The sequence below is a fragment of the Mucilaginibacter sp. UR6-11 genome (assembly GCF_020880695.1).
Classification (GTDB): domain Bacteria; phylum Bacteroidota; class Bacteroidia; order Sphingobacteriales; family Sphingobacteriaceae; genus Mucilaginibacter.
Genome location: NZ_JAJIWO010000007.1, coordinates 243,925 through 252,562 on the forward strand (window position 1 = coordinate 243,925; position 8,638 = coordinate 252,562).

The 8,638-nt window shown below is 41.4% G+C and carries 7 protein-coding genes; 1 reads left to right on the forward strand and 6 read right to left on the reverse strand.

Annotated features, from left to right (window positions below; genetic code table 11):
* Nucleotide 1 precedes the first annotated feature (1 nt).
* Genes LJ658_RS16545 through LJ658_RS16555 form a run of 3 tightly spaced genes read right to left on the reverse strand, consistent with a single transcriptional unit; the run spans nt 2 to nt 4,707 of the window.
* The gene (locus LJ658_RS16545; protein WP_230547647.1) at nt 2-3,130 is read right to left on the reverse strand and encodes an efflux RND transporter permease subunit; all 3,129 of its coding nucleotides are present in this window, start codon (nt 3,128-3,130) and stop codon (nt 2-4) included.
* A 10-nt stretch (nt 3,131-3,140) separates the two neighbouring features.
* Nucleotides 3,141-4,226 carry an efflux RND transporter periplasmic adaptor subunit gene (locus LJ658_RS16550; RefSeq protein ID WP_230547648.1) on the reverse strand — a complete coding sequence of 362 codons (1,086 nt, stop codon included), beginning with the start codon at nt 4,224-4,226 and terminating at the stop codon, nt 3,141-3,143.
* A 19-nt stretch (nt 4,227-4,245) separates the two neighbouring features.
* A complete protein-coding gene (locus LJ658_RS16555; RefSeq protein WP_230547649.1) occupies nt 4,246-4,707 on the reverse strand; it encodes a MarR family winged helix-turn-helix transcriptional regulator in 462 nt (153 codons plus the stop codon).
* Nucleotides 4,708-4,880: 173 nt separating this feature from the next.
* On the opposite strand from LJ658_RS16555, the gene LJ658_RS16560 reads away from it, so the two are divergent.
* The gene (locus tag LJ658_RS16560; RefSeq protein WP_230547650.1) at nt 4,881-6,632 is read left to right on the forward strand and encodes a M61 family metallopeptidase; all 1,752 of its coding nucleotides are present in this window, start codon (nt 4,881-4,883) and stop codon (nt 6,630-6,632) included.
* Nucleotides 6,633-6,696: 64 nt separating this feature from the next.
* Here LJ658_RS16560 and LJ658_RS16565 read toward each other — a convergent pair whose 3' ends face one another.
* From LJ658_RS16565 to LJ658_RS16575, 3 genes are all read right to left on the reverse strand, one after another.
* On the reverse strand, nt 6,697-6,852 hold the full coding sequence (locus tag LJ658_RS16565) for a lmo0937 family membrane protein (RefSeq protein ID WP_230547651.1): 156 nt from the start codon (nt 6,850-6,852) through the stop codon (nt 6,697-6,699).
* Nucleotides 6,853-6,926: 74 nt separating this feature from the next.
* Nucleotides 6,927-7,496: a ferritin-like domain-containing protein gene (locus LJ658_RS16570; RefSeq protein ID WP_230547652.1), complete on the reverse strand. Its 570-nt coding sequence runs from the start codon at nt 7,494-7,496 to the stop codon at nt 6,927-6,929.
* A 177-nt stretch (nt 7,497-7,673) separates the two neighbouring features.
* Nucleotides 7,674-8,444, reverse strand: coding sequence for a Ku protein (locus LJ658_RS16575; RefSeq protein WP_230547653.1), 771 nt, complete (start codon nt 8,442-8,444; stop codon nt 7,674-7,676).
* Nucleotides 8,445-8,638 lie beyond the last annotated feature (194 nt).

An 8,638-nucleotide genomic window follows, 5' to 3' on the forward strand; every position in this document is an offset into this window, starting at 1 on the left:
CTTATTCGTTTTCAATAAGTTTTACTTTTTTCTTTTTCTTGCCTTCATCCGCAAAGTCGGCTGCATCCGGGTCATGGCGTTCTTTTGATGCAATGAGCACGTACATCATCGGGATTACATACAATGTCAGCACCAATGAGAACAACATTCCTCCAATAATTACAATACCCAATGATACCCGGCTTTTTGCGCCGGCACCCAGGGCAAATGCTATCGGTACTGAGCCTAATACCACCGCCATACTGGTCATCAAAATCGGGCGCAAACGTGCCGTTGCCGATTCAACTACGGCCTCATATTTAGCCAGACCATGCTCCATGCGCTGGTTGGCAAATTCCACAATCAAAATACCATTTTTGGTTACCAAACCCACCAGGGTAATAATACCTATCTGGCTAAAAATATTCAACGTCTGGTCAAACAACCATAACGACAAAAACGCCCCCGCAATTGCCAGGGGCACGGTAAGCATTACAATGATCGGATCTTTAAAACTTTCAAACTGCGCGGCTAATACCAAGTAGATTAATAAAAGAGCAAAAATAAATGCAAACATAATATTCGAGGCACTCTCGGCAAAGTCCCTTGATGCACCGCTTAATTCTGTACTAAAGCTATCGTCCAACGTTTCTTTGGCAATGCGGTTCATTTCGTTAATGCCATCACCCACGGTATGGCCCGGCGCCAAACCCGCCTGGAAAGTTGCCGATTTAAAGCGGTTAAAATGAAAAATAGCCGGTGGTGTTGCATCTTCATCAACTTTTACCACGTTATCCAACTGGATTAGTTTGCCGACATTATTTCTTACATAGATCGTTTTCAGGTCAAGCGGCTGATCACGGTTAGCCCGGTCTGCCTGTGCTATAACCTGGTATTGTTTACCATTTAACAGGAAATAAGCCAGGCGGCCATTACTATAGTATAGTTGTAAAGTCTGCGCGATATCCGCTACCGAAACACCCAAATCGCGCGCACGTGCACGGTCAGTAACTACCCGCAATTCGGGCTTGGTAAATTTTAAATTCACATCGGGCGTTGTAAATACAGAGCTTTTACTGACCTCGTTAAAAAATACCGGCAATACCTTACGTATCTTTTCAAAGTCCTGATTCTGGATAACAAACTGCACCGGCAACGAACTTTTGGCTCCGCCGCCGCCGCCACTGATGGTTTGTTCCTGCGTAACCGTTACACGTGCATCGGGAAATTTGCTTACCTTTTTTGTGAGCCAGTCGGCAATTTCCTGTTGAGACCGCGTGCGTTCGTCAGGGGCGACAAGGCCGATACGGCCGAAACCATTATTTACGGCACCTGCACCACCACCACCGGCAGCGACAATTTCCAGGTTTACGTTTGATTCGGGTATTGAATCGGCAACCAAATTGGATAAATTATCCATGTACTTGGTCATAAACTCGTATGATGCACCTTCGGATCCGGTTACGTTATAACGTACCAGGCTCTTATCATCCAACGGCGCCAACTCCGAGGGTATAAATTTATTAAGTACCACGATGACGACGACTGATCCGATGAGGATAGCGATAGCTATCCACCTATGCTTCATAAATTTGATCAAACTCTCGGTATAAGAGTTGGTCATGTTTACAAAGAAAGGTTCGGTACGCTCATAAAACTTTGATTTTTTTGAATCCTTGCGGATCAGCTTCACGTTAAGCATCGGTGTTAACGATAACGATACAAAGGCAGATATCAATACCGACCCTGCCACAACGACCGCAAACTCGCGGAACAACCGCCCCGTAAATCCCTGCAAAAACACAATAGGTAAAAATACCGCGGCCAGCGTTATTGAAGTAGATACAACGGCAAAGAATATTTCCGCAGATCCTTCAAATGCAGCTTTGCGGATAGCCATACCACCTTCTACCTTTTTGTAAATATTCTCTGTTACTACTATACCATCATCAACCACCAGACCCGTGGCCAGTACTATGCCCAGCAGCGTTAAAATATTGATGGAATAACCAAAAATATACATAATAAAGAACGCCCCTATCAATGACACGGGGATATCGATTAACGGCCGGAAAGCAATGAGCCAATCCCTGAAGAAAAGGTAGATAATAATTACCACCAGTATAAAAGATATGGCCAGCGTTTCTTCAACCTCCGTTATAGATTGATTAATAAACTTGGTATTATCCAGCAATACTTTTACATGGATATCTGCCGGAAGATCTTTTTTTAATTCTTCAAATCTTTTATAAAAGTCTTTCGCTATTTGTACATAGTTTGCACCGGGCTGCGGCACAATGGCCAAAGCTACCTGCAATACACCCGACTCTTTAAACGCTGTTTCTTCGTTTGCAGATCCAAGCACAGCGTAGCCTACATCCCTCAACCTGATCACCCTGTTGCTATCCGCACGGATAATCATGTCATTGAACTCTTTTTCGGTACTCATCTTACCAATGGCCCGGATAATAAGTTCGGTGTTATTACCCTCTATTTTACCGGCAGGCAACTCAACATTTTCTTTATTTAAGGCGTCGCTGATATCACTGGCAGCCAAACCTAAGGAGGATAACTTAGCAGGATCGATCCATAAACGCATAGCATATTGTCGCTGGCCCTGTATGTTTATAGCACTTACGCCTGGTATGGTTTGCAGTCCTTCCTGCAATACGTTTTCGGCATAGTCATCAACCTGGGTTATATTACGTTTATCGCTGGTAACCGACAGGGTGATAATGTTATCAGCGTTTGCGTCGGCTTTAGTTACTACTGGCGGCGCGTTAATGTCCTGTGGTAACTGACGTTGCGCTTGGCCAACTTTATCACGCACATCATTAGCGGCGGTTTCAAGGTCGGCATCCAAATCAAACTCTACCGTGATCTGGCTGCTGCCAACCGAACTTGTTGACGATATGTTACGGATGCCCGGCACGCCATTGATGGCTTTCTCTAAGGGCTCAGTGATCTGTGATTCAATTACATCGGCGTTAGCACCCGAATAACTGGTGCTCACAGAGATAATTGGCGGATCGACCGAAGGGAAATCACGGATACCTAAAAAATTGTAGCCGATAATACCGAAAACCACAATTACGATTGACATAACTGTTGCCAGTACAGGCCTCTTTATACTAACTGAGGATAAACTCATGGTAAGCTGCTTATTTAATTACTTTAACAATTTTTAAAGGAACTTTAGGGCGCATCTGGATTATACCGGATACTACCACGCTATCGCCCGGTTTTAAACCGCTTATAATTTGTACCTTAGTATCGGTACGCACATCGGTTTTTACGGGCCTTGCCACAGCCACACCTTTATGATAAATATATACTACACTGCTTTTCAAATCAGGCACCACACATTCGGTAGGCACCATAATCGTTTTAGGGATCTGGTCGAGCGCTAGGTTGATCTTGGCAAAACTACCTGCAGTAAGCAACCCTTTCGGATTATCCGCTTTGGCACGTACTGTAATTGTACGTGAGGTAATATCTATTGATGGTTCTATAGCATACACTACTGCTTTAAAATTTTGATTGGAACTGGGTATTGTAAAAATGATCTTGCTGCCTTTACTGATCAATGATAAATATTTCTCAGGTACAGAAAATGTAATTTTTGCAGGGTCAATATTTACCAGCGATGCAATAGCCGTATTAGGCGAAAGGTAACCACCCGGGCTAACGTTACGCAAACCAATGGTGCCCGAAAATGGCGCCCTTATCTCTGTTTTAGCAATTTGTGCCTTCAGCACGTCGCTTTGTGCCTTTAAAGTGTTTAATCCGGTAAGTGAGGTGTCATACTCCTGCTGGCTTATGGCCTCTTTTTGCAATAATATTTTGTTACGATATTCATTTTGTTTAGCCAGCGTTATTTGGTATTCGTTTTGTTTTAGCGCGGCTACCTGATCCTGGTTATAAACTTTAACCAGTAACTGCCCCTTCTTAACTCTGCTTCCCTCCTGAAAGTAGATTCCCGTAATATTACCCGCAGTTTCGCTGATCAGGCTTACTTTTTCGTTGGCATCGATGGTGCCGGTTATATCGATATTATTATCTAACGTAGTATCTTTTACGATCATCAGCTTAACTGATACCGGGCCGTTACGGCCACCTCTTTTACCGCCCTTGCCTTTGGTATCGGTAGCGTCACGTTTCTTAGCCTTAGCGCTGTAAAACTTATTGTAAATTAACCAGCCGATTAGCAGCACCAATAAAATGTATATAACGTACTTCGTTTTCATGTTAAGATAATAGTTTATATTATATAGAGTTAGCTATAAATTCTTTGTTTTTGAAGTCAACCAGGTTGTCTCTCATCTTATTTAATACACTTTCAAATATCTGCATATCATGTTCTGATATATTTTTTGATGCTGATTGATTCATAGATTCAAATACCTGTATGATGTACGGCACTGCCTTTTTCGCCTTTTCTGTTACGCCAAGCAAATGCTGCCGCCTGTCCTCCGGATTGATCTGGCGGTATACAAACCCCTTCTCTGTAAGTGAATCAATGATTTTTACGATTACTGATTTATCCTTACCTAATTTTTCTGCAAGTGCTTTTTGCGTAAGCTGACCATCATAAAAACAAATCACTGTTAAGGGATAGTAATAACGGTTAATATCTAAATGCTCCATATGGTTACCCAGCACGGTTAGATATGCCCTGCCCAAAATGTTTAGCTTGCGCGATATGGGTTCAATTAATTTCACTTTCATAATGTAGAATATAAATGTAAATGGTTAAACAGCTAATTAGTTTCATGTATCAACCATTTTACAACCGGTTAAATAACTTTCGGGACTGGTATTTCATAGCAAAAAGTAAATTTCTACCTTGCGGGATGAAAAAAATTCAATTAACAGTTATTTTTTCTTTAATAATCCTTTTTATGGCTACCAACATCAGTGCTGCAGATAATACGCAGATTACCTATACCATATCGTTCTCCGAAGCACAGGCGCATTATGCTGATGTAGAAATGAAGGTCAGCGGATTAAAGCAAGATATTTTAGAACTTAAAATGCCGGTTTGGACACCCGGCTCATATCTGATACGCGAATTTGAAAAAAACATTGAATCGCTTAGCGCAAGCACGGGCGGTAAAGTACTTGCCGCAAAAAAAAACCGTAAGAATATATGGCAGCTTAATACCGCAGGCATCACATCTGTTAATGTTAAGTACCGCGTTTATGCTTTTGAGGCTTCTGTCCGTACCAGCTTTATCGATGCATCGCACGCGTTCTTATCATCGCCTGATATTTTTATATACCCGGGTAATATGCTGCATGCATCATCAACAATACATATTAAACCTTATAAAGGCTGGGCCAGCGTATCAACCAGTTTAGAAAAAGTAAACGGCGACCCCTTTACACGCTATTCGCCTGATTTTGATATCCTGTTTGACTCGCCCATTGAAGTTGGTAATCAGGACGTTTTTGGGTTTGATGTGGGTGGTGTAAAATATGAAATGGCTATGGTCGGCGATGGCAAATACGACAAGGATCGTCTTACCAAAGATCTGCCTAAAATTATTGAACAGGAAGTAGCCATTTTTGGCGAAAATCCTAACAAGCATTATACTTTTATTGTACATAACGCTTTTAAAGGTGGTGGTGGTTTAGAACATTTAAGCTCAACCACGCTGGGGGCCTCGCGCGAGGCTTATGCAACGGAAGTTGGTTATCAGAACTTTTTGAGCCTGGCCGCGCATGAGCATTTTCATCTATGGAATGTAAAGCGCCTGCGCCCTATAGCCTTGGGTCCGTTTGATTACGATAACGAGAACTACACCACTAACCTGTGGATAGCCGAAGGTTTTACCGCCTATTATCAGGACATTATTGTGCGCCGTACCCAGCTATACAGCCCCGAGAATTACCTGGCCATTTTAGCTGAAGACATTAACCAACTGGAAAACACAGCCGGTGCCAGGGTGCAAACCCTTGCCGAAGCCAGTTATGATGCCTGGATAAAAGCTTATCGCCCAAATGAAAATTCAGGTAATACCAGTATATCCTATTACACCAAGGGCTCAATAATAGCTTTATTGCTTGATCTGGAGATTATTAATGACAGCAAAGGTACAAGTTCATTAGATGATGTAATGCGTTATATGTATAATGAATACTATAAAACCCAAAAACGTGGTTATACCGATACCGAATTTAAACAAGCTCTTGAAAAATTTGCCGGCAAAAACCTGGACGAATTTTATGCCAGGTACATTAATGGCTTAACGCCGGTGGCCTACAATAGCTATCTGGCCTACGCTGGCTACAAGCTGGTTAACGCCCTCGCCGATGACAATGAGGCCGCGCTCGGTATAACCCAGATCCCGCTTATCCCCAGAGTAATAGTGGCTACTGTGCAACGTGGCAGTGCCGCCTGGATCGATGGCATAAACGTTAACGACGAAATAATTACTATTGACGGGGAGCCGGTGCCCGAAAAGGGCAATTTAATTACCGGTAAAAAACCAGGCAATAAAATTGAAGTGGGCCTGATCCGTGACGGTTTGCCTATGCTGTTAAAAGTTACGTTATTAAAAAATACCCGGGTAAAATATAGTTTTGAGGAGCTGCCCAACCTTACTCCACAACAATTTACGGTAAGAAGAAAATGGTTGACTTTAAAATAACCGTAAACGACCTGCAAACAAAAAAGGCCCAGCAAATGCGGGGCCTTTTTTGTTTGATCTATAATTAGAGTGCAGTTGGTCTTCTTATTAATCCTAATAATAAAGCAATAACTGCAATTACCAGTAATACATGGATTATACTACCTGCTGAGTAAAGAAAAAAGCCCAGCGCCCATCCTATTACCAGGATAACCGCTATGATGTACAATAGTGAGTTCATGTTTTTGTGTTTTTAGTTAATGTTTTCATAGATACTTAATTATAATACCGCCAAGCGATAAAATGTTTTAAGCGTTATTCTTTTTCAGTGCTGGCTGATTGGTTAACACCGCTTTCTGCTATTTGCGTTAATAAACTATCACAATTTTTTTCTTCCTGAAGGGTAGCTTCCAATAATTCAACAGCATCGTTATAGCCCAGTACACCGGCCAGGGTTCTCAATGTTCCGTATGAAGCTATTTCATAATGCTCAATTTTTTGAGCAGCTGATATTATTCCTGCATCGCGGGTAATGCTTCCTTTTTCGGTTTCCTCAACAATCTCATCACCTTCTTTTAATAAGCCGGCCATTGCTTCGCATTTTACGGCAACTGCCTTTTCATCAATTGATGAAAACACTTCTTCCAAACGGTTTATATGATTATTAGTTTCAGCTTTATGCTGTTCAATGGCAGTGCGCAATTCATCAGATGTTGCTGCTTTTGCCATTTTAGGTAAGGCTTTAGCCAGGTGTTTCTCCGCCCAGTAAATGTCCTTTAATTCGTCAAGAAATAATTCGTTCAAAGCCGATTCTTGTACATTAGTAGTTTGTTCCGGTGCTTTAGTTTTAGCCATTGCCGGTGTTTTTTTTGTTGTAGTTGCCATGGGTCAGTGTTTTTTAAGTTTGTCTGCTGGATATATACAAACTCAATGCCATCGCTCTACAAGTAATTTAATTTATTAACTAATAATATAATTTAAGTATAAATTCATTCTTTATGACCCTAAATAAATAAAATAAAACTGTTGTGTTTATTAAACATGGTGTAGCAATAATTATTTTCAGGCACCTTTTTTCGTCTTCAGGCTTTCCATCAATTGGTCGTATAAATCATTACCTGAAGTTTTATGCGGCGTTAGTTTTTTAACGGTAGCACGCTTACCTTTTGATTTTGCTTTGATAATATCCAGCAACTGTGCGTTGTATTCATCTTTAAATTTAGATACATCAAATTTCTCAGCATACTGATCAATCAGTGCCAGGCCCATGTCCAGTTCTTTTTTGCTGATAGTCATATCATCCGCAATGCTCAGGTCGTCCGTATCACGTATTTGTTGCGGGAAACGTATGCGGGTAACCACTAATACATTTTCCACCGGATGCACTATACAAAGACTTTCGGTACTGCGCAGTACAAACCGTGCCAGTCCGGCTTTCTTTGATTTTTTCAGGGCCTGCAACAACAATCCGTAAGCTTTATTATTCTTGGTGTCAGGTTCAGTATAGTATGATGTTTCATAAAACATGGGGTTAACCTCATTTACATCTACAAAGCTTTCGATAGTAATAACCTTGCTTTTTTCGGGAGCAGCATCTTCAAAGTCATGCTCGTCCATTATTACATAATCGTCGCCAAGTTTATACCCTTTTACAATTTTATCATAAGGGACCTCTTTATGGGTATGCTCATTTACGCGCTGGTACCTTATCCTCGAATGATCGCGACTGTCCAACATATCAAAATCGAGCGAGCTGGTTTGCACCGCCGAATATAATTTTACAGGGATACTCACCAGGCCAAAACCAATTGAACCTTTCCAGATAGATCTCATAGCTACTATTTTTTAAACTATAACTATCAAGAAGGTAAAGGGTTTTAATTTGTTAACCTATGCTATCAATCATAAGTAAACAACCCCCACCTAAGGTGGGGGCTTTATTCTAACCTCTGAAAGAGGTATTCGTCAAAACAACTTCAAATCAGTCGAGCCATCTTCTTTTCGTTCTTCCTGCTCCTGATACTTCA